Origin of the sequence: Pseudomonas sp. GD03858 (assembly GCF_029840925.1) — a bacterium.
In the GTDB taxonomy this organism is placed as follows: domain Bacteria; phylum Pseudomonadota; class Gammaproteobacteria; order Pseudomonadales; family Pseudomonadaceae; genus Aquipseudomonas.
Genome location: NZ_JAOCDM010000035.1, coordinates 1 through 26,064 on the forward strand (window position 1 = coordinate 1; position 26,064 = coordinate 26,064).

At 63.9% G+C, this 26,064-nt stretch carries 19 protein-coding genes and 4 tRNA genes; 10 read left to right on the forward strand and 13 right to left on the reverse strand.

The window, feature by feature from the left end:
• Positions 1 to 51: 51 nt before the first annotated feature.
• The 11 genes from N5D48_RS11740 to N5D48_RS11790 form a co-directional block, all read right to left on the reverse strand.
• A complete protein-coding gene (locus N5D48_RS11740; protein WP_279884288.1) occupies positions 52 to 1,911 on the reverse strand; it encodes a SurA N-terminal domain-containing protein in 1,860 nt (619 codons plus the stop codon).
• Between the two features lie 179 nt (positions 1,912 to 2,090).
• A complete protein-coding gene (gene hupB / locus N5D48_RS11745; protein ID WP_054892387.1) occupies positions 2,091 to 2,363 on the reverse strand; it encodes a nucleoid-associated protein HU-beta in 273 nt (90 codons plus the stop codon).
• 153 nt (positions 2,364 to 2,516) lie between these two features.
• Entirely contained in the window at positions 2,517 to 4,913 is a 2,397-nt protein-coding gene (lon, locus tag N5D48_RS11750) for an endopeptidase La (protein WP_279884290.1), read from the reverse strand.
• A 153-nt stretch (positions 4,914 to 5,066) separates the two neighbouring features.
• Positions 5,067 to 6,350 carry an ATP-dependent Clp protease ATP-binding subunit ClpX gene (gene clpX, locus N5D48_RS11755; protein WP_279884292.1) on the reverse strand — a complete coding sequence of 428 codons (1,284 nt, stop codon included), beginning with the start codon at positions 6,348 to 6,350 and terminating at the stop codon, positions 5,067 to 5,069.
• 108 nt (positions 6,351 to 6,458) lie between these two features.
• Positions 6,459 to 7,100: an ATP-dependent Clp endopeptidase proteolytic subunit ClpP gene (clpP, locus tag N5D48_RS11760; RefSeq protein ID WP_043213484.1), complete on the reverse strand. Its 642-nt coding sequence runs from the start codon at positions 7,098 to 7,100 to the stop codon at positions 6,459 to 6,461.
• 91 nt (positions 7,101 to 7,191) lie between these two features.
• Positions 7,192 to 8,505 (reverse strand): trigger factor, encoded by a 1,314-nt coding sequence (tig, locus tag N5D48_RS11765; RefSeq protein ID WP_279884296.1) that lies wholly within the window; start codon positions 8,503 to 8,505, stop codon positions 7,192 to 7,194.
• A 327-nt stretch (positions 8,506 to 8,832) separates the two neighbouring features.
• Positions 8,833 to 9,132, reverse strand: a complete 300-nt coding sequence (locus N5D48_RS11770; RefSeq protein WP_279884298.1) for a DUF6388 family protein — start codon at positions 9,130 to 9,132, stop codon at positions 8,833 to 8,835.
• A 142-nt stretch (positions 9,133 to 9,274) separates the two neighbouring features.
• Positions 9,275 to 9,350, reverse strand: a tRNA-His gene (locus N5D48_RS11775).
• A 36-nt stretch (positions 9,351 to 9,386) separates the two neighbouring features.
• Positions 9,387 to 9,471, reverse strand: a tRNA-Leu gene (locus N5D48_RS11780).
• Positions 9,472 to 9,527: 56 nt separating this feature from the next.
• Positions 9,528 to 9,603 (reverse strand) — tRNA-His (locus N5D48_RS11785).
• A gap of 37 nt (positions 9,604 to 9,640) precedes the next feature.
• A tRNA-Arg gene (locus N5D48_RS11790) sits at positions 9,641 to 9,717 on the reverse strand.
• 253 nt (positions 9,718 to 9,970) lie between these two features.
• On the opposite strand from N5D48_RS11790, the gene folD reads away from it, so the two are divergent.
• The 9 genes from folD (at position 9,971) to N5D48_RS11835 (ending at position 22,021) form a co-directional block, all read left to right on the forward strand.
• Positions 9,971 to 10,825 (forward strand): bifunctional methylenetetrahydrofolate dehydrogenase/methenyltetrahydrofolate cyclohydrolase FolD, encoded by an 855-nt coding sequence (gene folD / locus N5D48_RS11795; protein WP_279884299.1) that lies wholly within the window; start codon positions 9,971 to 9,973, stop codon positions 10,823 to 10,825.
• Positions 10,826 to 11,038: 213 nt separating this feature from the next.
• Positions 11,039 to 11,956: an arginine deiminase-related protein gene (locus tag N5D48_RS11800; RefSeq protein ID WP_279884301.1), complete on the forward strand. Its 918-nt coding sequence runs from the start codon at positions 11,039 to 11,041 to the stop codon at positions 11,954 to 11,956.
• A gap of 19 nt (positions 11,957 to 11,975) precedes the next feature.
• Positions 11,976 to 13,022 (forward strand): ornithine cyclodeaminase, encoded by a 1,047-nt coding sequence (locus tag N5D48_RS11805; RefSeq protein ID WP_279884303.1) that lies wholly within the window; start codon positions 11,976 to 11,978, stop codon positions 13,020 to 13,022.
• Positions 13,023 to 13,447: 425 nt separating this feature from the next.
• Positions 13,448 to 14,221 carry an ABC transporter substrate-binding protein gene (locus N5D48_RS11810; RefSeq protein WP_279884305.1) on the forward strand — a complete coding sequence of 258 codons (774 nt, stop codon included), beginning with the start codon at positions 13,448 to 13,450 and terminating at the stop codon, positions 14,219 to 14,221.
• A gap of 119 nt (positions 14,222 to 14,340) precedes the next feature.
• Positions 14,341 to 15,048 (forward strand): ABC transporter permease, encoded by a 708-nt coding sequence (locus tag N5D48_RS11815; RefSeq protein WP_279884306.1) that lies wholly within the window; start codon positions 14,341 to 14,343, stop codon positions 15,046 to 15,048.
• Positions 15,045 to 15,758 (forward strand): ABC transporter permease, encoded by a 714-nt coding sequence (locus tag N5D48_RS11820; protein WP_279884308.1) that lies wholly within the window; start codon positions 15,045 to 15,047, stop codon positions 15,756 to 15,758. Before N5D48_RS11815 ends, N5D48_RS11820 begins: the two co-directional genes overlap by 4 nt.
• 4 nt (positions 15,759 to 15,762) lie before the next feature.
• The gene (locus N5D48_RS11825) at positions 15,763 to 16,581 is read left to right on the forward strand and encodes an ATP-binding cassette domain-containing protein (RefSeq protein WP_279884310.1); all 819 of its coding nucleotides are present in this window, start codon (positions 15,763 to 15,765) and stop codon (positions 16,579 to 16,581) included.
• 13 nt (positions 16,582 to 16,594) lie between these two features.
• Entirely contained in the window at positions 16,595 to 17,086 is a 492-nt protein-coding gene (locus N5D48_RS11830) for an Lrp/AsnC family transcriptional regulator (protein ID WP_279884312.1), read from the forward strand.
• Between the two features lie 93 nt (positions 17,087 to 17,179).
• On the forward strand, positions 17,180 to 22,021 hold the full coding sequence (locus N5D48_RS11835) for a DUF6543 domain-containing protein (RefSeq protein WP_279884314.1): 4,842 nt from the start codon (positions 17,180 to 17,182) through the stop codon (positions 22,019 to 22,021).
• Between the two features lie 6 nt (positions 22,022 to 22,027).
• On the opposite strand, the gene N5D48_RS11840 is transcribed toward N5D48_RS11835, so the two are convergent.
• Both N5D48_RS11840 and N5D48_RS11845 read right to left on the reverse strand, forming a co-directional pair.
• Positions 22,028 to 23,716: a GGDEF and EAL domain-containing protein gene (locus tag N5D48_RS11840; RefSeq protein ID WP_279884316.1), complete on the reverse strand. Its 1,689-nt coding sequence runs from the start codon at positions 23,714 to 23,716 to the stop codon at positions 22,028 to 22,030.
• 12 nt (positions 23,717 to 23,728) lie between these two features.
• The gene (locus tag N5D48_RS11845) at positions 23,729 to 25,294 is read right to left on the reverse strand and encodes a PAS domain-containing methyl-accepting chemotaxis protein (RefSeq protein WP_279884318.1); all 1,566 of its coding nucleotides are present in this window, start codon (positions 25,292 to 25,294) and stop codon (positions 23,729 to 23,731) included.
• A 275-nt stretch (positions 25,295 to 25,569) separates the two neighbouring features.
• Here N5D48_RS11845 and N5D48_RS11850 point away from each other — a divergent pair, with 275 nt between their 5' ends.
• Positions 25,570 to 25,884 (forward strand): helix-turn-helix transcriptional regulator, encoded by a 315-nt coding sequence (locus N5D48_RS11850; protein WP_279884319.1) that lies wholly within the window; start codon positions 25,570 to 25,572, stop codon positions 25,882 to 25,884.
• Positions 25,885 to 26,064: the final 180 nt, after the last annotated feature.

The following is a 26,064-nucleotide window of genomic DNA, read 5'->3' on the forward strand; positions in this document are numbered from 1 at the left end:
CGGAAACGAAACAGGCCGCGTACGCGGCCTGTTTCGTGATCAGCGCACTACTCAGTAGCGCGTGATGTCGGCACTGCCTTCGAGCAGCTTGCGGTACGCCGCAAAGTCCTGCGAGCCAGCACGCGAAGCGAGGTAGCGGCGAATCTGCGCCTTCTCTTCGTCGGTGGCGGCGGCGCCTTCGTTGACGCCCTTGAGCTGCAGCACGACCAGGCTGCCGTCGCCCAGGACCACGCTGCCGTAGACCGGCTTGTCCTTGGACGCAGGCTTGCCCAGGCGGAACACTGCCTGCAGTTCAGCCGGGTCGATGCCGTCCTGGCCACGGGTGGCCGCTTCCTGGACTTTCCAGTGCTGGCTGTCAGCCTTGATTGCCCCTGCACGCAGGTCGGCGATCAACTTGTCGGCCTTGGCCTTGAGTTCGGCAGTCGCCTTCTCCTTGGCCAGGTGCTCGCCAATGTTCTTGGCGACCGCCTCCAGAGGCAACTGCTCCGGCTTGCGATGCTCCTTGACGCGCAAGACCACCACGGTCTCAGGATCGAGCTCGATACCGTTGCTGTTAGCGCCCTCTTCCAGCACCTCTTCGCTGAACGCGGCCTGGATCACGCCACGGTTGGCGGTGATGCCTTCGCCACCCTCGCGGCCGAACGCCGCCGAAGTGTGCACTTTCAGGCCCAGATCCTGTGCCGGCTGCGCCAGGTCGGAAGCCTCGAACGAGGCGTCTTCGAGCTGCTTGGTGGCTTCGACGAAGCGCTGCTCCACCTGCTGGGTCTTCAGCTCGTGGGTCAGCTTGTCTTTCAGGCTGGCGAAGCTAGGTACATCGGGAGCCTCGACGCCCAGCAGCTTGATCAGGTGGTAGCCGTACTCGGTGCGAACCGGGGCGGAAACCTGCTCCTTGCTCAGCTTGTACAGCGCGTCCTCGAAGGCCGGGTCGTACACGCCAGGGCCGGCAAAGCCGAGGTCACCACCCGCGCTGGCAGAGCCAGGATCCTGGGAGAACTCCTTGGCCAGGGCGGCGAAATCCTCACCCTTTTGCAGGCGTTGCTGGATCTCTTCGATGCGGGCCTTGGCCTGAGCGTCGCTGGTCTTGTCGTTGACCTCGATGAGGATGTGGGCAGCATGACGCTGCTCGCCAAGGTTGGCGATTTCCTTCTCGTACAGTGCCTTGAGCGCGTCGTCATCGACCTTGACCTGGTCGAAGAACGCCGACTTCTTCAGCTCGATGTAGTCGATGACCACCTGATCAGGGGTCATGAACTCCTTGGCATGCTGGTCGTAGTGAGCCTTGACTTCCTCATCGCTCACCTTCACCGCGGCCGGATCGGCCTTGAAGGTCAGCGAGGCGAAGTCGCGGGTCTGCTTCTCCAGGCGGGCGAAGGCGTCGACCTGCTTGTCGGTGACGAAGCTGCTGCCGGCAAGGCCGGTGCGCAGCTGGCCGATGAGCATTTCCTGGGCGAGCATTTCGCGGAACTGCATGCGGCCATAGCCCATCTGGCGGATGACCGAGTCGAAGCGCTCGGCGCTGAACTTGCCATCGACCTGGAACTCAGGCGTCTGCAGGATCAGCTGATCCAGCGCGGCCTCGGAAAAAGCGAACTTGGCGTCTTCGGCACCCTGCAACAGCAGCTTGCGGTCGATCAGCCCCTTGAGCGCGGCTTCGCGCAGCATCTTTTCGTCCAGCAGCGCAGGGTCGAAATCCTTGCCCAGCTGTTGCATCAGCTGGCGGCGCTGCATGTCCACGGCCTGACTCAGCTCGTTCTGGCTGATGGTCTGACCGTTCACCTTGGCGGCGTCCTGGCTATGGCTGGCGGCCTGGAAAATAGCCTCGAAGCCGGTCAACGCCATCAACACGACGATAAGGCCGATGATGGTCTTGGCAATCCAACCTTGTGAATTGTCCCTGATATTCTGCAGCATGCGTCCCCCAGAAACGGCTGTACCACTGCATCGACAACCGCGGAGCGTGGGTAGAATCCTGATAGAAGAAAGGCGCATCCAGTGGATGCGCCTTTTCGAAGCGAGCGTGCCAGCGGGAACGTTTGCGACCCGCCGTCACGCGGTCGGCCCAGGCTTGCCCGGACCGGCTGAAAGACGACTTAGTTGACGGCGTCTTTCAGGCCCTTGCCAGCCTTGAAGCCTGGAACCTTGGCGGCAGCGATCTTGATCGCCTTGCCGGTTTGCGGGTTGCGGCCGGTGCGCTCGGCGCGCTCCTTGACCGAGAAGGTACCGAAGCCAACCAGTACGACGTCGTCGCCTGCTTTCAGGGCACCGGTCACGGAGTCAATGACTGCGTCCAGCGCACGGCCGGCTACAGCTTTCGGGATGTCAGCAGATGCGGCGATAGCGTCAATCAGTTCCGACTTGTTCACTCTAAGTCCCCTTATATCTCTATTGAGTTTGTTTCTAAGTATGTAATGAAAAGCTTATGAAACGAGCGCTGGGTGGCCTGTTGACACTGGCGTGCCGCTTTATAGCAAGGGCCGGAAAAAACTGTCAACCAACGCCCCCCAGCGAAATACGTATTAATGCGTGCTGATTCTTTCCTTGGCATCACCGTCGCGCTTTTCATCTTTCGCGACGATCTCCGGAGCCACATCTGGCAAGGGCTCCGGGGCGTATTGCAGCGCAATTTGGAGGACTTCGTCAATCCATTTGACCGGTTTGATCTGAAGATCCTGCTTGATGTCTTCTGGAATCTCCTTGAGATCGCGAACATTCTCTTCGGGAATGATCACCGTCTTGATCCCGCCGCGGTGTGCCGCCAACAGTTTTTCCTTGAGCCCGCCAATGGCCAGTACTTGGCCGCGCAGCGTGATCTCGCCGGTCATCGCCACATCGGCGCGCACCGGGATCTGGGTCAGCGCCGACACCAGCGCGGTGCACATGCCGATGCCCGCGCTAGGGCCATCCTTCGGCGTCGCGCCTTCGGGCATATGGATGTGAACGTCGCGCTTCTCGTGGAAATCTGCGGCGATCCCCAGACTCTGGGCGCGGCTACGCACGACCGTCTGCGCGGCGGTGATCGACTCGACCATGACGTCACCCAGCGAGCCGGTCTTGATCAACTGGCCCTTGCCAGGGATGACCACGGCTTCGATGGTGAGCAACTCGCCACCCACCTGGGTCCAGGCCAGGCCGGTAACCTGGCCGATCTGATCCTGCTGCTCGGCAAGGCCGTAGCGGAACTTGCGCACGCCAAGCAACTGCTCGAGCTGCTCGCCGCTGACCTTGACCTTCACCTGCTTGGCGCCGGTATGTTCCTTGACCACCTTTCGGCAAACCTTGGCGATCTGACGCTCCAGACCACGCACACCGGCTTCGCGGGTGTAGTAGCGAATGATGTCGCGGATGGCCGACACCTCGACCTCCAGCTCGTCTTTCTTCAAGCCGTTGGCCTTGACCTGCTTGGGCACCAGGTACTTGACCGCGATGTTGATCTTCTCGTCCTCGGTGTAGCCCGGCAGGCGGATGACTTCCATGCGGTCGAGCAGCGCCGGCGGGATGTTCATCGAGTTCGAGGTGCACAGGAACATCACGTCCGAGAGGTCGTAGTCGACTTCCAGGTAGTGGTCGTTGAAGTTGTGGTTCTGCTCCGGATCGAGCACTTCCAACAGCGCCGAGGCCGGGTCGCCACGCATGTCGCTGCCCATCTTGTCGATCTCGTCGAGCAGGAACAGTGGATTGCGTACGCCAACCTTGGTCATTTTCTGAATCAGACGACCCGGCATCGAGCCGATGTAGGTGCGACGATGGCCACGAATCTCGGCCTCGTCGCGCACGCCACCCAAGGCCATGCGCACGAACTTGCGGTTGGTGGCGGCGGCGATCGACTCGGCCAGCGAGGTCTTGCCCACGCCGGGCGGACCAACCAGGCACAGCACCGGGCCACGGATCTTCTTCACCCGTTTCTGCACGGCGAGGTACTCGAGGATGCGCTCCTTGACCTCTTCCAGGCCGTAGTGATCCGCGTCGAGGATCTCCTCGGCCTTGGCCAGATCCAGGCGCACCTTGCTCTGGGCTTTCCATGGCACCTGCACCAGCCAATCGAGGTACGAGCGTACCACGGTGGCCTCCGCCGACATCGGCGACATCTGCTTGAGCTTGTTCAGCTCGGCCTGGGCCTTGGCCAGGGCATCCTTGGGCAGGCCCGCGGCATCGATACGCTTTTTCAGCTCTTCGACTTCGTTGTGGCCTTCGTCGCCATCACCGAGTTCCTTTTGAATGGCCTTCATCTGCTCATTCAGGTAGTACTCGCGCTGGCTGCGCTCCATCTGTTTCTTCACGCGGCCGCGAATGCGCTTCTCTACCTGCAGCAGGTCGATTTCCGCATCCAGCAGCGCCAGAACGTGCTCGACGCGGGTCTGCAGGTCGATGATCTCGAGGATCTCCTGCTTCTGCTCGATCTTCAGCGCCATGTGCGCGGCCATGGTATCGACCAGGCGGCCAGGCTCTTCGATGCTGTTGAGCGAAGACAGCACTTCGGCCGGCACTTTCTTGCCCAGTTGCACGTACTGCTCGAATTGCGACAGCAGCGTGCGCACGAACACTTCGGACTCGCGCTCGGCGGTCTCGGTTTCGTCGATCAGACTGACTTCGGCGCGGACATGGCCATCGACTTCGTTGAAGCGCTCGACGGCGCCGCGTTGCTCACCCTCGACCAGCACCTTGACGGTGCCATCGGGCAGCTTGAGCAATTGCAGCACGGTGGCGACAGTGCCCACGCGATACAGGGCGTCTTCGCCCGGATCGTCGTCGGCAGGATTCTTCTGGGCCAGCAGGAGGATCTGCTTCTCGCCCGTCATCGCAGCCTCGAGGGCCTCGATGGACTTCTCACGCCCCACGAACAGTGGGATGACCATATGCGGATAGACGACAACGTCACGCAATGGCAAAAGAGGCAAGTCGAGGGTGGTCTTCATGATTTCGCCTCTACAGCGGCCTTGTGGCCGGAAACCGTTGGAAATGGTGCTTGGGGCTAATGTGGGGGCAGCCCTGCAAAATTACAAGCGCCGGGGCCATGAAATGCAGAAAGGGGCCCTAGGGCCCCTTTCCTTTTGCTGCATCCCACCTGATCAGGCGTCGGGAGCGGCCTTGGCTTGCGGCTCGCTGTTCTCGTAGATCAGCAATGGCTGCGAAGTCCCCTCGATGACGCTCTCGTCGATCACCACCTTGCTGACTTCCTTCTGCGAAGGAATCTCGTACATGGTCTCGAGCAGCACGCCCTCGAGGATCGAACGCAGGCCACGGGCGCCGGTCTTGCGCTCCAGGGCTTTGCGCGCGACGGCCTTGAGCGCATCGCTGCGGAACTCGAGATCGACGTCTTCCATCTCGAACAGCTTGGCGTATTGCTTGGTCAAGGCGTTCTTCGGCTCGGTGAGGATCTGCATCAGCGCAGCCTCGTCCAGCTCGTCCAGCGTCGCCAATACTGGCAGACGACCCACGAACTCCGGGATCAGACCGAACTTGACCAGATCGTCCGGCTCGACCTCACGCAGCGACTCGCCGACTTTCTTGCCTTCTTCCTTGCTGCGCACTTCGGCACTGAAGCCAATTCCACCCTTGGTGGAGCGGTTCTGGATGACCTTTTCCAGCCCCGAGAAGGCGCCACCGCAGATGAACAGGATATTGCGGGTATCGACCTGCAGGAATTCCTGTTGCGGGTGCTTGCGCCCGCCTTGCGGCGGCACGGAGGCAACGGTGCCTTCGATCAGTTTCAGCAACGCCTGCTGCACACCCTCGCCCGATACATCACGGGTGATGGACGGGTTGTCCGACTTGCGCGAGATCTTGTCGATCTCGTCGATGTAGACGATGCCCATCTGGGCTTTTTCCACGTCGTAGTCGCACTTCTGCAGCAGTTTCTGAATGATGTTCTCGACGTCCTCACCGACATAACCGGCTTCGGTCAGGGTGGTGGCGTCGGCAATGGTGAACGGTACGTTCAACAGGCGCGCGAGCGTCTCGGCGAGCAGCGTCTTGCCCGAGCCGGTCGGCCCGATCAGCAGGATGTTGCTTTTGCCCAGTTCGACTTCGTCGCCTTTCTTGTCACGCTGGTTCAGGCGCTTGTAGTGGTTGTACACCGCTACTGCCAGGACCTTTTTCGCGCGTTCCTGACCAATGACGTACTGGTCCAGGATTCCGCTGATTTCTTTCGGCGAGGGTAGCTTGTGCGCGTTGCTCTCGGCCTGGGCTTCCTGCACCTCCTCACGGATGATGTCATTGCACAGGTCGACGCACTCGTCGCAGATAAATACCGAGGGGCCGGCAATCAATTTGCGCACTTCGTGCTGGCTTTTGCCGCAGAAGGAGCAGTAGAGCAATTTGCCGTTGTCCTCGCCGTTACGGGTGTCAGTCATTCGATCGATCCAATCCGGTAGGCTTGAAACACAAGATGAAGGCAATCGCTGGCTTTTTCAAGTCCGCGCACGGGCGCAATCCGCGCCCGCGCGCTCTGGCGTATTGCTTCAGGATGCCAGTTGCCGCTTGTCGTAGACCGAGTCGATCAGGCCGTACTCGGCCGCGCGCGCGGCGCTCATGAAGTTGTCGCGCTCGGTGTCGCGCTTGATGGTCTCGAGGTCCTGGCCGGTGTGGTGGGCCAGCAGCTCGTTCAAGCGCGCCTTGATGTTGAGGATTTCCTGGGCGTGGATCTCGATGTCGGTCGCCTGCCCCTGGAAACCACCCAGCGGCTGGTGAATCATCACCCGCGAGTTGGGCAGGCAGTGGCGCTTGCCAGCGGCACCGGCCGCGAGCAGGAAGGCGCCCATGCTGCAGGCCTGGCCGATGCAGATGGTCGAGACGTCCGGCTTGATGAACTGCATGGTGTCGTAGATCGACATGCCGGCAGTTACCGAGCCGCCCGGGGAGTTGATATAAAGATGGATATCCTTGTCCGGGTTTTCCGCTTCCAGGAACAGCAGCTGCGCCACCACCAGGTTGGCCATGTAGTCTTCTACGGGGCCGACCAGGAAGATCACGCGCTCCTTCAGGAGGCGCGAGTAGATGTCGTAGGCACGTTCGCCACGGGCGGACTGCTCGATAACCATCGGGACCAGGCCGCCTGCGGCCTGGATGTCAGAGCTTTGCTGAATATAAGAATTGCGGGACATGTCCTGCACTCGCTCCCAAATAGTCATGGCTTGAATACGCACAAGCCAGCGCGAAGGCTGGCTTGTGGGGGTTTCCTACGAGAGTAGCCTGTTACTCAGCGGCGGCAGGAGCCTGTGCTGGTTTGACGGCTTCTTCGTACGAGACCGACTTGTCGGTCACAGTCGCTTTCTGCAGGACAGTATCTACAACTTGCTCTTCCAGCACAACCGAACGGACTTCGTTCAGTTGCTGGTCGTTCTTGTAGTACCAGGCGATGACCTGCTCAGGCTCCTGGTAGGCCGAGGCCATTTCCTCGATGACTTCGCGAACCTTGGCATCATCCGGCTTCAGCTCGAACTGCTTGACCACTTCGGCGACGATCAGACCCAGGACCACGCGGCGCTTGGCCTGCTCTTCGAACAGTTCGGCCGGCAGCTGGTCGGGCTTGATGTTGCCACCGAACTGCTGGACGGCCTGCACGCGCAGACGGTTGACTTCGTTTTCCAGCAGGGCTTTCGGCACTTCGATCGGGTTGGCGGCCAGCAGACCGTCCATGACCTGGTTCTTGACCTTGGTCTTGATGGCCTGGCGCAGTTCGCGCTCCATGTTCTTGCGAACTTCGGCGCGGAAGCCTTCCAGGGTCGATTCCTTGATGCCGAACTGGGCGAAGAAGGCTTCGTTCAGCTCAGGCAGCACAGGCGCCGAGACGCTGTTGACGGTGATGGTGAACTCGGCGGCCTTGCCGGCCAGGTCCAGGTTCTGGTAGTCCTCGGGGAAGGTCACGTTGACCACGCGCTCTTCACCGGCCTTGGCGCCGACCAGGCCTTCTTCGAAGCCCGGGATCATGCGGCCGGAACCCAGCACCAGCTGAGTGCCCTTGGCCGAGCCGCCGGCGAAGGCTTCACCGTCGATCTTGCCGACGAAGTCGATGTTGACCTGATCGTCGTTGGCTGCAGCGCGCTCGACGGCCTCGAAACGGGTGTTCTGCTTGCGCAGGACTTCCAGCATGTTGTCCAGGTCGGCATCGGCCACTTCGGCGCTCAGGCGCTCGACGGCGATCGAGTCGAAACCGGCAACGGTGAACTCAGGGAAGACTTCGAAGATGGCGACGAACTCGAGATCCTTGCCCTTCTCGAACGACTTGGGCTCGACGGCGGGGGCGCCAGCCGGGTTCAGCTTCTGCTCGACCACGGCTTCATAGAAGGAAGCCTGGACCAGGTCACCGAAGGCCTCTTGACGAGCGGCATCTTCGTAACGCTGGCGGATCACGCTCATCGGCACCTTGCCCGGACGGAAGCCGGCAACCTTGGCGCGCTTGGCAGTCTGCTGCAGACGCTTGTTGACTTCGTTCTCGACGCGCTCGGCCGGAACGGCGATGGTCATGCGGCGCTCGAGAGCGGAAGTGTTTTCAACAGAAACTTGCATGGATATTCCTCGTTGCACAGACGTTAGCCGGCGATAGCCCGACTCCAGAATCAAGGGCAAGCATTCTAGTGACTCGTGCAGCAGAAGTCACCCCACCCGGATTGTCGGCCCGCTATGCCGGTCGATTTCCTTGGAAGGCCCGCCCGCATTGGCGTCGAGCCTGTTTCATTCATGGCCGCGCGACACCTTGTGGCGCGCGCGGTTGTAAAACCTTGTCAAACAAACAGCGGCCAGTTGAGATATGGCTTTTTGTCGGTGATTTCAAGGGAGCTTGCGTGAAGGCCTACAAGTGTTCGACTAATCACAACACAACCGGAAAACCCCGACCTACTCCAGATCAATCCCATTGAACTGACAATACTCTTCCCACGCCAACCCCAGCGCCTCGGCCACCTCGCGATGGGTCTCCAGGCGCATGGCCTGCAACTGCTCAGGCGACTCGGCTATCAGCTGCAGCGCATACTCCCAAGGCTCGACGCCCTGCTCCTGCGCAGCGTCCTCGAATGCCCACTCGATCTGCCGGGCCTGCTCGCGGGCGTCCAGCTCGTGGATTTCCTCGAGCAGTTGCGGATTGGCCTCGGCGAAACGTTGCAGCGCCAGGGCCTGGCGCGCCTCTTTTGCGATCATCTGCGCTATTCCTCTGCCGACCGTTCGGCCTACCATTCAACCGACTGAAATCTATCAGCTTTTGCAGCAAGGCCACCATAGGCCGCCAATACCAGAAACGACAAAGGCGCCCGGTCATACGACCAAGGCGCCTTCGAAAATATGGGGTGGACGATGGGAATCGAACCCACGACAACTGGAATCACAATCCAGCGCTCTACCAACTGAGCTACGCCCACCATATAGCAGTGTTGCGGTACAGCCTTACAGAAACATGGTGCGGACGAAGAGACTCGAACTCTTACAGCTTGCGCCGCTGGAACCTAAATCCAGTGTGTCTACCAATTTCACCACGTCCGCATGAAACTCAAAAACAAAGGCGCCGGATCATCAAATCGAGGCGCCTCTGCAGAATCTGGGGTGGACGATGGGAATCGAACCCACGACAACTGGAATCACAATCCAGCGCTCTACCAACTGAGCTACGCCCACCATATTGCGGTGTTGCTTGCCACTTGCCCAGGCCTTATGGCGCACCCGGCAGGACTCGAACCTGCGACCATCCGCTTAGAAGGCGGATGCTCTATCCAGCTGAGCTACGGGCGCTTAAGCTTTCAGTCCAACCGAACAAACGAACCGCTTATTCTGCCCGACTTTGCCAACCCGTGCCAGGCAGTGCCCGACAAGTGCGGCGAATCTTATAGTCGGCCCTGCGGGTCGTCAACACCTTTCTCTAAAAAATTTAAATTATTGAAGGGGTTAGGGGATTTGCCCGACCACGCGCCTTTGCCCTTGCGCCGTGTCGTGCGAGAATACGCGCTTCTTATATGTTCCCTTCTCGATGGTTAATCACGCGTCTATGACTGCACACCTTATCGATGGCAAGGCGATCGCCGCCAACCTGCGCCAGCAGATCGCCCAACGTGTCGCGGAGCGCCGCCAGCAGGGCCTGCGCACTCCAGGCCTGGCGGTGATCCTGGTCGGCACCGACCCCGCCTCCCAAGTCTATGTCTCGCACAAGCGCAAGGACTGCGAAGAGGTCGGCTTCATCTCCCAGGCTTTCGACCTGCCCAGCGATACCACGCAGCAAGCCCTGACCGACCTGATCGATCGCCTCAACGATGACCCGGCCGTCGACGGCATCCTGCTGCAGCTGCCGCTGCCCGAGCACCTGGATGCCTCGCTGCTGCTCGAGCGCATTCGCCCGGACAAGGACGTCGATGGTTTCCACCCGTACAACATCGGCCGCCTCGCGCAACGCATCCCGCTGCTGCGCCCATGCACGCCCAAAGGCATCATGACCTTGCTGGAAAGCACCGGTCAGGATCTGTACGGCATGAATGCCGTCATCGTCGGCGCCTCCAATATCGTTGGCCGGCCCATGGCCATGGAACTGCTGCTGGCCGGCTGCACCGTCACCGTCTGCCACCGCTTCACCAAGGACCTGGCCGGACACGTCGGGCGCGCCGACCTGGTGGTGGTGGCCGCCGGCAAGCCGGGCCTGGTCAAAGGTGAATGGATCAAGGAAGGCGCCATCGTCATCGACGTCGGCATCAACCGCCAGGAAGACGGCAAGCTGGTCGGCGACGTGGTCTACGAGACCGCCCTGCCCCGCGCCGGCTGGATCACCCCGGTGCCGGGCGGCGTGGGCCCGATGACGCGCGCCTGCTTGCTGGAGAACACCCTGTATGCGGCTGAAGAGCTGCACAAGTAAGTTGCTCCGGCAATAGACGCAACGGCGCCTTTCGAGGCGCCGTTTTCATTTGCGCTCCCACGAGGATGGCGACCTTTTCTGCGACACCAGCCGATTCCGCTGCCAAGCAAGCCACTTCAGCTGGACCGGCTGCCCACCTCTCACGCTTCAGCCAGGATTGCCCCGCGATCCCTCCGACAATGGTCACACAGCCCACCCGTGGATGCGTGCCCAATGCAAACAACAAATACCGTCCTCATGATTCGTCCGGCGCGGTTCGCCTTCAACCCGGACACCGCCGCCAACAACCGTTTCCAGCAAGCGCCGCTGGACCCTGAAGCCGCCAGCGAAAAGGCCCTGGAAGAGTTCGACGGCTACGTCGATGCCCTGCGCCCGCAAGGCGTGGACGTGCTGGTGGTGCAGGACACGCCCGAACCCCATACCCCCGACTCGATCTTCCCCAACAACTGGTGGAGCAGCCACGCCGACGGCAGTCTGGTGCTGTACCCGATGGAAGGCGAGAACCGCCGCCTGGAACGCAGCAAGGGCGTACTCGGCGTGCTGCAGGAACGCTTTGCCATCCGCCGCACCATCGACCTGAGTCCGCTGGAACAGCAGAATCTGTTTCTCGAAGGCACCGGCAGCATGGTTCTGGACCGCGAGCACCGCATCAGCTACGCCTGCCACTCCGGGCGCACCCACGAACGCGCCCTGCGCCAGTTCGCCGAGCGCCTGGACTACCGCCTGTGCCTGTTCCACGCCGTGGACCGCCGCCAGGCGCCGATATACCACAGCAACGTGATGATGAACGTCGGCCGCCAGCTCGCCGTGGCCTGCCTCGACGCCCTGCCCCACCTGGATGAACGCCGCGCCCTGGAGCAATCGCTGCGCGACACCGACAAACAGGTGCTGGCGCTGAACTTCGACCAGCTGGAGAACTTCGCCGGCAACATGCTCGAAGTCCACGACCGTGACGGCCGCTCCCTGCTGGTCATGTCGCGCAGCGCCTGGAATGCGCTCGACGCCGACCAGCGCCGCCAGGTCGAGCGGCACAGTCATCCGCTGGTGGTGAACATCGACCATATCGAACGCATCGGCGGCGGCAGCGCGCGCTGCATGCTCGCCGAAATCCACCTGCCCTCGCGCCACTGACTCGACAAGGAGAATCATCATGACCCGCTACATCGACGTGCACGACCTCGCCCACCTGGTCAACCGCAAGGGCCTGCCGACCTGCCTGGCCGAGATGGCCGAATACATTCGCCAGGACTACCTGCGCTGGCACGACTTCGAGAAGTGCGCCCGCCTGGCCAACCATTCGCCAGACGGCGTGATCGAACTGATGCCGGTGTCCGACGCCAACCTGTATGCCTTCAAGTACGTCAACGGCCACCCGAAGAATACCCATGACGGCTTGCTCACGGTGATGGCCTTCGGCGCCCTGGGCGACGTGGATACCGGCGCGCCGGTGCTGCTCAGCGAAATGACCCTGACCACCGCGATCCGCACCGCCGCCACCTCGGCCCTGGCTGCCCGCTACCTGGCGCGCCCCGACAGCCGGAGCATGGCGCTGATCGGCAACGGCTCGCAGAGCGAATTCCAGGCCATCGCCTTCCACACCTTGCTCGGCATCGGCGAGATCCGCCTGTTCGACATCGACCGTGCGGCGAGCCAGAAGCTGGCGGCCAACCTCGCTGGCTATCCGCAACTGAAGCTGATCCTCGCTGGCAGTGTGGCCGAGGCGGTGCGCGGCGCCGATATCGTCACCACGGTCACCGCCGACAAGGCCTACGCCACCATCCTCACCCCGGAGATGATCGAACCCGGCATGCACCTCAACGCGGTCGGTGGTGATTGCCCGGGCAAGACCGAGCTGCACCGCGACATCGTCGAGCGCGCCCGGGTGGTCGTCGAGTACGAGCCACAGAGCCGCATCGAAGGCGAGATCCAGCAGATGCCGGCGGACTCGCCGACCACCGAATTCTGGCAGGTGGTCGAGGGAAACGCCGCAGGACGCGAGAACGCCGCGCAGGTGACGCTGTTCGACTCGGTCGGTTTCGCCCTGGAGGACTACTCGGCCCTGCGCTATGTGCTGGATGTGGCCAGGGCGCTGGACATCGGGCGCGATATCGCGCTGGTGCCGACGCTTGAGAATCCGAAGGACCTGTTCGCCCTGCTGCAGCCGAACGTGGCGGCACGTAAGGTCAACGCCGCCTGACCGGCCTGGCACGCCCCCCTGTAGGAGCGGCCTTGCCGAGGCGTCGGACCGGTCGGAAAGCGCTGCGCAGCAGCCCCAGGGGTTCAGCTATGCAGCCGATATTGCCGGGGCCGCTCTGCGGCCCTTTCGCGACACAAGGCCGCTCCTACAGGGGACCGCGTACACCGCGACCGACAAGCATGGCGGTCGCTCGACCAATGACCGAAACCGCTGTCGCACTTGCATAAATCTTTGTCGAAACAGCCGATTCGGCTGCGCAGGGAATCCTAACAGCCGAATTCGACACGCCACACGCTGGCAAACGACACAAAAAACCTGTCTATCTCGCGCATCCTGAGCCCGACCCATGAGTCAGCGACGGACCTGCACGCGCTAACCGTCCTACTACCAATAACAACACCCAGGGACCCAAGACCATGCCCTCCATGCGAAAACGCCTCGGCGTGCTGCTGTTCTCGTTGTGCGCTACCACCGTTACCCAGGCCAAGGAGTGGACCGAGATCCGCTTCGGCGTCTTCCCCGAATACCCACCGTTCGAATCCGTCGCCGCCGATGGCAGCCTGCAAGGCTTCGACATCGACCTGGGCAATGCCATCTGCGCCAAGCTGCAGGTCAAGTGCACCTGGGTGCACAACGAATTCGACGGCATGATTCCCGCCCTGCGCGCCCGCAAGTTCGACGCCATCATGTCGTCGATGGCCGTTACCCCGGCGCGGTTGAAGCAGATCGACTTCACCGACCGCCTGTTCCTCAGCCCTACCTCGGTGATCGTGCGCAAGTCGGCCGACTTCGGCGACACCGCCGAGTCGCTCAAGGGCAAGCAGGTCGGCGTGCTCCAGGGATCGCTGCAGGAGGTGTACGCCCGCGCCGTGCTGGCGCCGCTGGGCGCCCAGGTCAAGGCGTACCAGGGCCAGGACCAGAACTACGCCGACCTGATGAATGGCCGCCTCGACGCCACCGTCACCGACAAGCTCGAAGCCCAGCTGAACTTCCTCTCCAAGCCCGAGGGCGCCGACTTCAGGAGCGGTCCGGCGATCAAGGACCCGACCCTGCCGCTGGATATCGCCATGGGTCTGCGCAAGACCGACCCCGAGCTCAAGGCCCTGCTCGACAAGGGCATCGCCATGATCCACGCCGATGGCACCTATGCCGAGATCCAGAAGAAGTACGTCGGCGACCTGGACATCTATAACGAGTGAGCCCCCACCGGCCTCTTCGCGGGTAAACCCGCTCCCACAGATAACCCACCAGCCTTCGGCCTGCACATATCCTGTGGGAGCGGGTTCACCCGCGAAGCGCCCACCGCGAGATTCCCGTCATGCACGACTTCCTCACAAGCGGCCTGCAAGGCTTCGGCCCGCTGCTGGCCCAGGGCACCTGGATGACCGTCAAGCTGGCCCTGCTGTCGCTGGCGCTGAGCCTCGCGCTCGGCCTGATCGGCGCCAGCGCCAAACTGTCGCGATCCCGGCTGCTGCGCCTCCCGGCCACCCTCTACACCACGCTGATCCGCAGCGTCCCGGACCTGGTGCTGATCCTGCTGATCTTCTACAGCATGCAGATCTGGCTCAACGACCTGACCGAGGCGCTGGGCTGGGACTACGTCGAGATCGACCCGTTCGGCGCCGGGGTCATCACCCTGGGCTTCATCTACGGCGCGTACTTCACCGAGAACTTCCGCGGCGCCATCCTCAGCGTGCCCGCCGGCCAGCTGGAGGCCGCCACCGCCTACGGCCTGAGCCGGGCACAGCGGTTTCGGCTGGTGCTGTTCCCGCAACTGATGCGCTTCGCCCTGCCGGGGCTGGGCAACAACTGGCTGGTGCTGCTCAAGTCCACCGCGCTGGTGTCGATCATCGGCCTGGCCGACCTGGTCAAGGCCGCGCAGAACGCCGGCAAGACCACCAACGACGTGTTGTTCTTCCTGTGCCTGGCGGGCCTGGTGTACCTGCTCATCACCACCCTGTCCAACCGTCTGCTCAAGCACCTGGAGCGGCGCTACAACATCGGTATCAAGGAGCTGGCGCGATGATCGAACTCCTTCAGGAATATGGCCTGGCCTACCTGTACCACGACGGCGCCGGACTCTCGGGCCTGGCCATGACCCTCTGGCTGTTCCTGGCGAGCATGGTGCTGGGCTTCGCCTTGTCGCTGCCGCTGGCCCTGGCGCGTACCTCGCGCCACGCCTGGCTGCGCCTGCCGGTGCAGCTGTACACCTTCGTGTTCCGCGGCACGCCGCTCTATATCCAGCTGCTGATCTGCTACACCGGGCTCTACAGCCTGCAAATGGTGCGCGACCATGCCCTGCTCGATCAGTTTTTCCGCAACGCGCTCAACTGCACCCTGCTGGCGTTCGTGCTCAACACCTGCGCCTACACCGTGGAGATCTTCGCCGGGGCCATCCGCAACCTGCCCGCCGGCGAGCTGGAGGCGGCCCAGGCCTACGGCCTGCGCGGCTGGAGGCTCAACCTGTTCCTGGTGTTGCCAGCGGCCCTGCGCCGTTCGCTGCCGGCCTACAGCAACGAGCTGATCCTGATGCTGCACGCCACCTCGCTGGCCTTCACCGCCACCGTCGCCGACATCCTCAAGGTGGCCCGCGACGCCAACGCCGCGACCTTCCTGACCTTCCAGGCCTTCGGCGTGGCCGCCCTGCTGTACATGCTGCTGTCCTTCGCCCTGGTCGGCCTGTTCCGTGTGGCCGAACGTCGCTGGATGCGCTTCCTTGACCCTGTACGAGGCTGACCAAATGACCGCTACCGCACTGCCACTCAACACCTTCGAACAGGCCCCCGCGGCACACGCCCATGCCAGCGCCATCAAGCTCAGCGTCGAGGGGCTGCACAAGCACTACGGCGAGCACCAGGTGCTCAAGGGCGTCTCGCTGCAGGCGCGCAAGGGCGACGTGATCAGCCTGATCGGCGCCAGCGGCTCGGGCAAGAGCACCTTCCTGCGCTGCATCAACTTCCTCGAGCAGCCCAACGCCGGCAGCATCACCCTCGACGGCCAGACCCTGGAGATCCACCCCGGCACCCGCACCCCGCCGCCGGCCCAGCTGCAGAACCTGCGCACGCGCCTGGCCATGGTGTTCCAGCACTTCAACCTGTGGAGCCACCTGACGGTGCTGGAGAACATCTGCCTGGCGCCGCGCAAGGTGCTGGGCATCAGCGCCGGCGAAGCCGAGGCGCGGGCACGCCAGTACCTGGACAAGGTCGGCCTGCCGGCCCGCGCCGCCGACCAGTACCCGGCGTTTCTTTCCGGCGGCCAGCAACAGCGCGTGGCCATCGCCCGGGCGCTGGCCATGGAGCCGGAAATCATCCTGTTCGACGAGCCCACCTCGGCGCTGGACCCCGAGCTGGTCGGCGAAGTGCTCAAGGTGATACAGACGCTCGCCGAGGAAGGACGTACCATGCTCATGGTCACCCATGAAATGGGGTTCGCCCGCCAGGTGTCGAGCCAGGTGCTGTTCCTGCACCAGGGCCTGGTCGAGGAAAGCGGCAGCGCCGAGATCCTCGACCGGCCACAGAGCGAGCGCCTGCGGCAGTTCCTCTCCAATCGTCTGAAGTGAAGTCACGCCGCATATGGATACCAAGGCCATCACCCGCGCCGCCGCACCGCTGGATCGCATCGACGAAGCGATCATCGACGTGCTGCGCCACCATGGAAGGATCACCTACGAGAAGCTCTCCACCCTCGTGCACCTGACCCCCAGGCCCTGCCTGGAACGGGTGCGCAAGCTGGAGCGGCGCGGGGTGATCCGAGGGTACGGGGCAATCATCGACCTGCAGCAGGTCTCCCCCGGATTGTCGTTGCTGGTGCTGGTGGCCTTGTCCAACCAGAGCGGACGCTCGGCGCAGAAGGCGTTCGAGGCCACGGTGCGCGCCTGCCCGCAGGTCTACGAGTGTCAGCTGATCAGTGGCCACTTCGACTACAGCCTGCGCATGCGCTGTCGTGACATGGAGCATTACCGGGTCCTGACCGAGACCTGGATGAACAACGACGAACTGCACATCGACAAGCTGGTGGCGCATCCGGAACTGGCCGCGGTGAAGAGCACGCCCCCACAGGCCTGACCCATTCCAACGGGCGCCGGGTGGCAATTATGCAACTCGGCTGCACGCCACGCGGACATTAGCCTCGCTGCTCCTTTTCACAGAGCAGCCATCATGACCATCGTCTCGCCCCCTCCGCACCTGGCCTTCGTGCATAAACGGCTGCCCATCTGGCTGGCCAAAGCGACACCTGGCCAGCGCAACAGACTCAAGAAACTCATCCTGCGCAGCCATGCCGCCTCCCGCCGCGTCGCCGACGCGCTGGCACCGATCCAGGATATCGAAACCTACTGCCGCCCCTTGCTCGAACAGGCGCTGAAGCGCTGGTACCCGGATACGGCCCTACCCCTCGTCGACCAGGGGCGCGTGCGCCAGCAGCAGCGGGACATGTCCTGGCTCGAGGCGGCCATGCAGAACTTCGCCGCCAACGCCACACCCAGGCTTTTCGAGCGCCCTGGCAGTGCCCAGCCCTGCAGCCTGGACGTTCACACCTTCGTCAGCGGTGTGCGCAACCTCGACCTTGGCCGGCTCTACCGCTATCACCTGGGCGATCACATCGACACGGACCGCTTCCGCGAGCTGCTGCGCGAGCAGGACCGCGCCGCGTTCGCCGCCACACTGGCCACCGCAGCCTTGCAGGGCCATGTCGACAGCCATGGACTGGCCATGGGCGAAACCGTGGCCTCGGGCTTGGCACCCTCGGCCAGGCGCACGCTGCGCTGTCACTTCCTGAGCCTGTTCAATCTGCCGCTCAATGGCCCGCTGCTGATTCACCTGGATGAAGCGCACGGCTCAGGCAACTGCTTGCTGTACCTGCCGGGTCACCCCACCCAGCCACTGCGCCAGTACGCCAGCGAACAGGCCGCCGGTAGTGCCCTGACCCAACTGCTGTGGACGCAAGACGGGCGAACGTTCTTCACGCGTTTCGTCAACCTCGCGGACCAGCCGACCTTCGCCGCCCGACTGCGCGCGACCCTCTATCCGCGCTACCCCTACGCCACCTTGCACCCCGCACCACCGACTCTGGAAAAGGGCCAGTCCTTCAACTGGATCAAGCGCGTGTTTCCCGCTCCGACCGACATCTGGCAGGAAACCCTCGACAAGAACGCCCGCCTGCCCCTGGTCGCCACTCGCTGGAAGCAGGATGTTTTCGCCGAACGCGCCCGTACCCACGTCGAGCGCAAGCTGCAAGACGCTGCGACCCTGGCGGTGCCCGTGTCGCAGCGCGACGCCGCCGCGCAATTGGCACGCCTCGAGCACTGGCTCGGCATTGGTCTGAACCTGCTCAACGTCGCCGGCCTGTTCGTGCCCGGCCTGGGCGAGATGATGATGGTGATCGGCGGCGGGCAGCTGGTCGATGAGTTTCTCGACGGCGTGCACAGTGCCAACGAAGGCGATGGCGCCGCCGCGATCGGCGCGCTGTTCGATGTGTTCGGCAACCTGGCGCTGATGGCCGCCCTCGGCACGGCTTCACACTTCAGCGAGACACCCGGCACCCTGGAGCAATGGCACCAGGTCGGCGAGCCGGGCAACGAGCGCTGGTGGCACGGCGAGCTTGCAGCGTTTTCACGCCCGCGCCCCTGGCCAAGCACACACAAGATCGATGCCCAGGGCCTGTTCCAGTGGCACGGGCAGAGCTGGCTCGAGCGCGACGGCCTGGCCCTGCCCTTGGAGCATGCCGCCGAGGGCACGCAACGCCTGGCGCCAGCCCGGGGCGTACGTCACCAACCCCGGCTGGTGGGCAATGGCCAAGGCACCTGGTTGCTCGAACACGATCGACCATTGGCCTGGGAGCAGACCCAACTGCTCGAGCACCTGGGCGCGGCCGCCAGCGGGCTGGACCTGCCATCGCTCGAACGCGTCCTGCGCTGCAGCGGTTACGATGCCAACGTGCTGCGCAAGGTATTGCAAGACCATCGACCACTGCCTGCGCTGCTGCTCGACTGTCTCGAACTGTCTGGCGCCACCCCGCGCACCACGCTATCCGAGCCCACTGAGGCAGCCGCCCTGGCGCGGGCATTTCCCTCGCTCAGCCCTGCGGCGCGCCTGGAAATCCTGACGCAGGCCAGGCCACCCGACATCCTGCAGTTACGGCGAACGGGTCGGTTGCCATTGCGCATGGCCGAAACGGCTCGCCTGTACATTCGCGAAAGCCGGATCAGCAAGGCCCTGGCGCGCTTCCATTCGGCGGGCGCGGGTGCGAACGACCGTGATGCGCTGGCGCTCGGCGCACTGCGGCGGCTGCCTGGCTGGTCCGGCAACGTGCGTATCGCGCTGAGGGAGGGGCGCCTCGCTGGCCACCTGCTCGGCGAAGCCGGCAACAGCGGCATGCCCGGCAAGACCCTGGTGCGCGTCGCCGACACCTACCAACCCTTCGATGAACACGGTAACTCGCTGGCCAACGCAAGCGATCTGTTCGATGCCATTTTGCACGCACTGCCCGACAGCGAACGCAGGGCCATGAGCCTGAACATCGGCGAGGCGCCGGCACTGCGCGAGAAGCTCTTCGAGAAGGCCGCCGGCAATCGTCGCCAGGCAGCCAGAGACTTGGGCATGGCGCCGGTGCGCCCGATGTACCGACTGCCCTCCCGCCTGCCTGGCGACAGCCGCATCGGTTACCGCCTCAGCGGCAACGCCCAAGGCTGGCTTAGCGAGGACCAGATGTTCGACCAGCTGTATCCGGCCACGCCAACCGACGATCGGCAAATGCTGCGCCTGCGCTTCCAGGCAGGTCAGCAGCCCGGTGCCTTCCGTCGCCTGTTGACCCGTTTATGGGAAGAGTACCTGCGCCTCGACTTTGCCCTGCAACGCTGGGTGCATGACCCGCAAGGCATCGCCGTCGGCGGCCTCGAGCTGCGCAGCGCCAACCGCGAGGCGCTGGCCCAGCGGATTCGCGCGGCCTGGCGCCGCGAGCCCGGCGAAGACTCGGCCGCCAGCATCGACCATGTGCCTCTGTTGCTCGAGGCGCACCAAGCCGACTCGCTGCCCAGGCTACCGGTCAACATGCCCTACGTACGGCGAGTGACCATCAATGGCCTGACCGACCCGCACGCCAGCAACCTGAATGAAGTGCTCGGCGCGTTTCCAGGCGTGCGCCACCTGGACATCGCCGGCAACGCACTGAACCGTCTGCCGCCAGTGCTGGGCCAGTTGAGCGAGCTGCAGTCGCTGGACCTGGCGGAAAACAACATCGACTTGCTCGACGAGGCCAGCCTCGCGGTGTTCGACCAGCTTCCTCACCTGTTAAACCTGAACCTGACCGAGGCGCTACAGACACTACCGGTGGAGGCCCTCGATCGCCTGGCACGCTTGCCGGCGCTGCAATGGCTCCAGGCCGACCTGAACGAGCTGTCACTGACCGCAGAGCACTTCCTGGCCCTGCAACGCTGGCCTTCCCTGCGCGGCCTGAGCCTGGGCCGCAATGCGATCGTGCTGGATGAGTCGAGCCGGGCGGCCCTGGCCGGCCTGAACCGACTGGAACTGCTGATCCTGTACGAAAACCCATTGTCCTTGGCGCCGGACCTCTCTGGCTGGAACGCCCTGCAAAACCTCGATCTGCAAGACTGCGGCATCAGCCAGTGGCCCGACGGGCTGCTGGACCTGATGAATAGACAACCGCTCACCCTGCGCCAGATCGACCTGAGCGACAATGCGCTGACACAAGTACCCGAACTGCGCGATCTGGCCTACGCCCAGGCGATACGCGAGCATCAGGCACAATTCGCCTATTCGTTCGACAACAACCCATTCGACGCTACCGCGCGAACTCGCCTGAGCGAGGCCGGCCTCCAGGTGCACGACTCGGTGCGCTCATCCGGTGACTGGGCCATCGGCGATTCGCCGGAGCTGTTGGCGCAATTGGCCGGCACCGCGCAAGACCCGCAATGGCGCGCCTTGCACGATCTCTTCTTGCGCCTCTCGGGCAGCGCCGACTACCAGCGCAACCCCGAGGCCATGCTGCAGCGCATGCGCCACGTGCTGCGCGTGCTGGTAGTCGGAGAGCAGGAAGAGGCCGCGTCCGGCTGGGGACGAGCGCAGCTCAAGCAACAGATCGACGACCTGCTGGAAGATGCCGGGCAACAGTGCGTCGACCAGGCCAGCCTGCTGTTCCAGCAAGTCGAGACCGATGTGCAGGTCTGGCAGGCGGTAAACCACGCCAGCCCCGACATGGCCGACCAGCAGGTCGCGACCAGCGTCGTGGGTTGCCTTTTCCGCCAACGCCTGCTCGATGCGCAAATCGGTGAACTGTACAACGCCCGTGTCAGCCGGCGCCGCGCGCTGGCCGCCGCCCGCGACGAAACCGAGCGCCAGGCGGCGCCGCCGACCGATGGCGATGACGACATCAGCGATGGAGCGCTGACAGAACCCGACTATCTGCTCGACGAGCTGGAAATGGCCCTGTACGCGCGCCTGCGCCTGCGCACGCAACTGAATCTGCCGCCGCAACCCCAGGAGATCCGTTTCGGCTACCTGGCGCGGCTGAGCGACGCCACGCTGCATCGCCTGGGTGCGCGAGTGAACGCCGGCGCCACCACGACCAGCCTGGCCGATTGGGCCGCCGGCCAATCATTCTGGCAAGCCTGGCTGCGACGACTGACCCCTCAGCCTTTCGCCGCGCTCGCCCGCGCATGGGAGGGCGCATCGGAGTACTACGATGCGCTGTCCACCATCGGTGGCACGCTCGGGGACTATACCGGCCCAGCGGTGCCTGAAGCGTTCATCCAGGCCCTGGAGAGCGAAACCCGCGATGTGCCCGGCCTGACCTGGCGTCGCAACGGCAAGCTCCAGCGTTTCGATCTCCAGGCCCCGCGCTTCGCCGCCTTGCAACCCAGCCTGCATGATCGCGTCGGCGGTATCCTGCTGCACGCCAGGCAGGCCGCCGAAACGCATCTGTCGCGCACGCAGACCGACCAGCTGATCAACGCGCACCTCCCCCCCGCTAACACTACACGTTAAACGGGATCATCCCATTTGCCATTCGGGTGGCTGGGCATAGCCCGCCACCCAACCCGCCACCTCATCGGCCGGCATCGGCCGAGCGATGCCATACCCCTGGGCCAGCTCACACCCCAGCTCCATCAGCACCCGCCCATGCTCGATGGTCTCCACGCCTTCAGCCACCACTTCCCGCCCGAACGCCCGCGCAAGGCCGATCACCGCGCCGGTCAACGCCAGATCGTCATGGTCATGGAGGATGTCGCGCACGAAGGATTTGTCGACCTTGATGGTCTGCGCCGGCAGGCGCTTGAGGTAGCTCAACGAGGAGTAGCCGGTCCCGAAGTCGTCCAACGAGAAGCGCACACCGAGTGCGCGGCAGGCATCCAGGCACTGCCCGACACGTGCCAGGTTGTCGATGGCGACCGACTCGACGATCTCCAGGTCCAGCCGGGCCGGCTCGACCCCGGGGTATTGCCCGAGCAACCGCGCCAGTCGCTCGGCGAAGTCGCCCCGTTGCAGCTGGCGCGCGGCGATGTTCACGCTCAGCGACCAGTCCCGCCCCGACAGCTGCCATTGCCACAGCTGGTCCAAGGCCTGGTCGATGACCCATTCGCCAAGCTCGACGATCAGGTCGGTCTGCTCGACCAGTGGCAGGAACTCTCCGGGCGGTACCGGCCCTTTCGACGGGTGCATCCAGCGCAGCAGCGCCTCGAAACCGATCACCTGGCCACTGCGCATGTTCACCTTGGGCTGGTAGTGCAGGCACAGCTCGTCATGGCGTAGCGCCTGGCGCACCCGGGCCACGGTCTGGTGCGTGGCCTTGAGCTCGAGCTCCTGGGACACGTCGAACAAGTGATAGCGGTTGCGCCCGCGCTGCTTGGCCACGTACATCGCCTGGTCGGCGTGGCGCACCAGGGTATCGGCATCCTCGTCGTCCTGCGGGAACAGGGTCACGCCAATGCTGGCGCTGAGCGCCAAGGCATGCTCGCGGATCAGATAAGGGGCCGCAAGGCCCCGCAGGATGCGCATCAGCGCCGCGTGCAACTGCTGCGGGCCCTCGATATGGCGCAGGATCAGCACGAACTCGTCGCCCGACAACCGCGCCACCGTGTCGCCACCACGCAGGATGCCCTGCAGGCGCTGGGCGACCTCCACCAGCAGCAGGTCGCCGGTGGCATGGCCATAGCCGTCGTTGACCGCCTTGAAACCATCCAGGTCGAGCATGCACACCGCCAGCGGGATGCGCTCGCGCCGGGAGAACGCCAAGGCCTGGTTGAGCAGGTCGCTGAGGTAGGCGCGGTTGGGCAGGCCGGTCAGCACGTCGTGCCCCACGCGCCACTGCAAGGTATGCAGCAACTGGCGCTTCTCGGTGATGTCGAAGCGGATCGACACGTACTTGCGCACCTTGCCGGTGTGCGGGTCGATCAGCGGCACCATGGTGCTGTCCACCCAGTACAGCGAGCCGTCCTTGGCACGGTTGCAGATCTCGCCCTTCCACACCTGGCCCGCGGCCAGGGCGTGCCACATCTCGAGGAAGAAGGCCGGCTCGTGCAGTCCGGAATTGAGAATACGGTGGTTGGCCCCGAGCAGTTCCTCGCGGCTGTAGCCGGAGATGCTGCAGAACTGCTGGTTGACGTAGGTGATACGACCGCGCAGATCGGTTTCGGAAAAGATCGCGGCCGCATCCACGGCCGCGCGGTAGTTGTCGTCCATAGCCCTCGCAACCTAGCGGTCGAAACGCTCCACCAGGGCGCGCAAGCCAGCGCACACCTGCTCAAGTTCAGCGCCACGCACGGCGGCGGCATTGGCGCGGCGAGCGCTCTGCTGGACCGTGCCGGCCACGCCGTTGATCTGCCGCGAGACATCCTCGGCCACGCAGGATTGCTCCTGCGAGGCCGCCGCCATCTGCTGGCTCATGTCGCTGATGCGTTGCACCGCGTGGCGAATGCCCAGCAGGGCTTCCTGGGTCAAGGCGACCTGATTCACCCCCTCCCGCGCGCCCTCGAGCCCCCGGCTGGCAATGCTTACCGCCTGTTCGGCGCCGCCGCGCAAGCCATCGATGATCGACTGGATGTGCAGGGTGGACTGGCGAGTCTTGTCGGCCAGGGCGCGCACCTCGTCGGCGACCACGGCGAAGCCGCGACCCTGCTCGCCGGCCCGGGCCGCCTCGATGGCGGCATTGAGCGCCAGCAGGTTGGTCTGCTCGGCGATGGCGCGGATCATGCCAGCCGCCTCGGCGATGGCACCGGTCTGACCGGCCAGGTCGTTGACCGCCTGGTTGATCTGCCCGACCGTGCCGGCCAGGTTGTGGATCGCCGCCCCCGTGGCGTCGGCCACCTGGCTGCCCTGCCCAGCCAGCAGGTGGGCGGTGTGCGCCTGTTCGGCGGTCAGTTGCACGTGGCCGGAGACCTCGCCGATGGAGGCGGCCATCTCGGTCATGGCAGTGGCGGTCAGGTCGGTCTCGGCACGCTGTTCGAGCAGCGCCGACTCGGTACCACGCGACAGCCGCCCGGCATCCTGGGCGGCATCGGCCATCTGCGTGGCGAGGTCGCTGAGGCGGGTGAGCGCGGTCTTCAGGCGTGCCTCTTCGCTGATCAGGATCAGCTCCAGCTGCCCGGCGGCGCCCGGCAGGTCACTGTAGGTGAGTGCCGCGACCGGGTCGCTGAAGGTGTTGTCGGCCACCTGGACGATCCGCCGCAGGTAACGCCCCATGCGGCTTTGTGCCCACAAGCCGACGCCGCCGAACAGCACCAGGGTCAAGGCCTGCGCCGGCAGGCCCGGCCACAGCCCGTTGACCCCAGCGGCCAGGCCGCCGGCCAGCAACGGCAGGGTCATGGCCCGGGCCAGCAAGGCCAGGCGCCGAGAGGCGGTCAGTGCCGAGCGGCCTTCGCGCAACCGTGCATACAACGCCTCGGCGCGGGCCACCTGCTCGCGGGTCGGGCGTACGCGCACCGACTCGTAGCCGATCACCTGGCCGTTCTCGAGCATGGGCGTGACGTAGGCATTGACCCAGTAGAAATTGCCGTTGCGGCAACGGTTCTTGACGATGCCCATCCAGCTGCGACCGGCCTTGAGGTACTGCCACATCAGCTCGAACACCGCTTCAGGCATGTCCGGATGACGCACCAGGTTATGCGGGCTGCCGACCAGCTCTTGCTGGCTGTAGCCGCTGATGGCGGCGAACTCGGCGTTGCAGTAGGTGATGAGGCTGGCCGTGTCGGTCGCCGAAATGAGCCGCTGGTGCTCGGGGAAGCTTTGCTCGACCGGATTGACCGGCAGGTTCAGACGCACGATGAGACTCCATTCCTACCCGGGCCGACGAGCGGCCTGGCAAGGGCCAGGGGCGTCGGAACCGTTCGTCCAGGATCAGCTCCAATGCCCGACAACGCTTGCACGCGGGCCGGCGAATGGCCGGATCGCCCTGGACGATGACTTGAATGGCTGATCAATCAAAGCGCCGAATTCTACGAACTCCATCACATTTTGCAAATAAATGTGATGGATCATGGCGTTGCGCCATGTCGAAAGATATCGTTAAGTGCTTGATTCTAAATGGGAATTGAGCGATGACGAGAACAGGTCTAGGCCCAGCCCTGCGCCGCTACCGCAAACTGGCCGGCCTCACCCAGGCGCAACTGGGCGAGCGAACCGGCTTCGACCCCAAGACCATCAGCCGCTTCGAAACCGGCACTTATACCCCCAGTGTCGAGACCCTGGTCACGTTCGCCAGAACACTGGGGGTCAAGCCCAAGGTCTTCTTCGCCGAGCCCGACGATGAAGAAGAACAGCGCGCCTACCTTTTCGGTGTCATCCACAACGCCCCGCCCAAGGACTTGGTCAAGCTGATCGCTGCCGTCGATCAGGTGCTCGCCAAGCCCTGAAATCCCCCGCGCACCACGCTAGAGCAGCTTCGCTGCGATTGCACCACAACTGGTCAGACCGGTCAGGCCAAAAAGCCTTGCAATGTGGGAAATTTCGGAGTTCCATGGTCCGGCAGTGAACAAACCGGTAAGACCACAATAATTAAGTCCTGCACTCTTTCGCTCCGTGTGGCTGGGGGG

What these genes read in the sequence shown, in the direction of transcription:
- N5D48_RS11740 (WP_279884288.1), bottom strand. Translation starts at nt 1,911, where the DNA reads ATGCTGCAGAATATCAGGGACAATTCACAAGGTTGGATTGCCAAGACC.
- lon (WP_279884290.1), bottom strand. Translation starts at nt 4,913, where the DNA reads ATGAAGACCACCCTCGACTTGCCTCTTTTGCCATTGCGTGACGTTGTC.
- clpX (WP_279884292.1), bottom strand. Translation starts at nt 6,350, where the DNA reads ATGACTGACACCCGTAACGGCGAGGACAACGGCAAATTGCTCTACTGC.
- clpP (WP_043213484.1), bottom strand. Translation starts at nt 7,100, where the DNA reads ATGTCCCGCAATTCTTATATTCAGCAAAGCTCTGACATCCAGGCCGCA.
- tig (WP_279884296.1), bottom strand. Translation starts at nt 8,505, where the DNA reads ATGCAAGTTTCTGTTGAAAACACTTCCGCTCTCGAGCGCCGCATGACC.
- N5D48_RS11770 (WP_279884298.1), bottom strand. Translation starts at nt 9,132, where the DNA reads ATGATCGCAAAAGAGGCGCGCCAGGCCCTGGCGCTGCAACGTTTCGCC.
- folD (WP_279884299.1), top strand. Translation starts at nt 9,971, where the DNA reads ATGACTGCACACCTTATCGATGGCAAGGCGATCGCCGCCAACCTGCGC.
- N5D48_RS11800 (WP_279884301.1), top strand. Translation starts at nt 11,039, where the DNA reads ATGCAAACAACAAATACCGTCCTCATGATTCGTCCGGCGCGGTTCGCC.
- N5D48_RS11805 (WP_279884303.1), top strand. Translation starts at nt 11,976, where the DNA reads ATGACCCGCTACATCGACGTGCACGACCTCGCCCACCTGGTCAACCGC.
- N5D48_RS11810 (WP_279884305.1), top strand. Translation starts at nt 13,448, where the DNA reads ATGCGAAAACGCCTCGGCGTGCTGCTGTTCTCGTTGTGCGCTACCACC.
- N5D48_RS11815 (WP_279884306.1), top strand. Translation starts at nt 14,341, where the DNA reads ATGCACGACTTCCTCACAAGCGGCCTGCAAGGCTTCGGCCCGCTGCTG.
- N5D48_RS11820 (WP_279884308.1), top strand. Translation starts at nt 15,045, where the DNA reads ATGATCGAACTCCTTCAGGAATATGGCCTGGCCTACCTGTACCACGAC.
- N5D48_RS11825 (WP_279884310.1), top strand. Translation starts at nt 15,763, where the DNA reads ATGACCGCTACCGCACTGCCACTCAACACCTTCGAACAGGCCCCCGCG.
- N5D48_RS11830 (WP_279884312.1), top strand. Translation starts at nt 16,595, where the DNA reads ATGGATACCAAGGCCATCACCCGCGCCGCCGCACCGCTGGATCGCATC.
- N5D48_RS11835 (WP_279884314.1), top strand. Translation starts at nt 17,180, where the DNA reads ATGACCATCGTCTCGCCCCCTCCGCACCTGGCCTTCGTGCATAAACGG.
- N5D48_RS11840 (WP_279884316.1), bottom strand. Translation starts at nt 23,716, where the DNA reads ATGGACGACAACTACCGCGCGGCCGTGGATGCGGCCGCGATCTTTTCC.
- N5D48_RS11850 (WP_279884319.1), top strand. Translation starts at nt 25,570, where the DNA reads ATGACGAGAACAGGTCTAGGCCCAGCCCTGCGCCGCTACCGCAAACTG.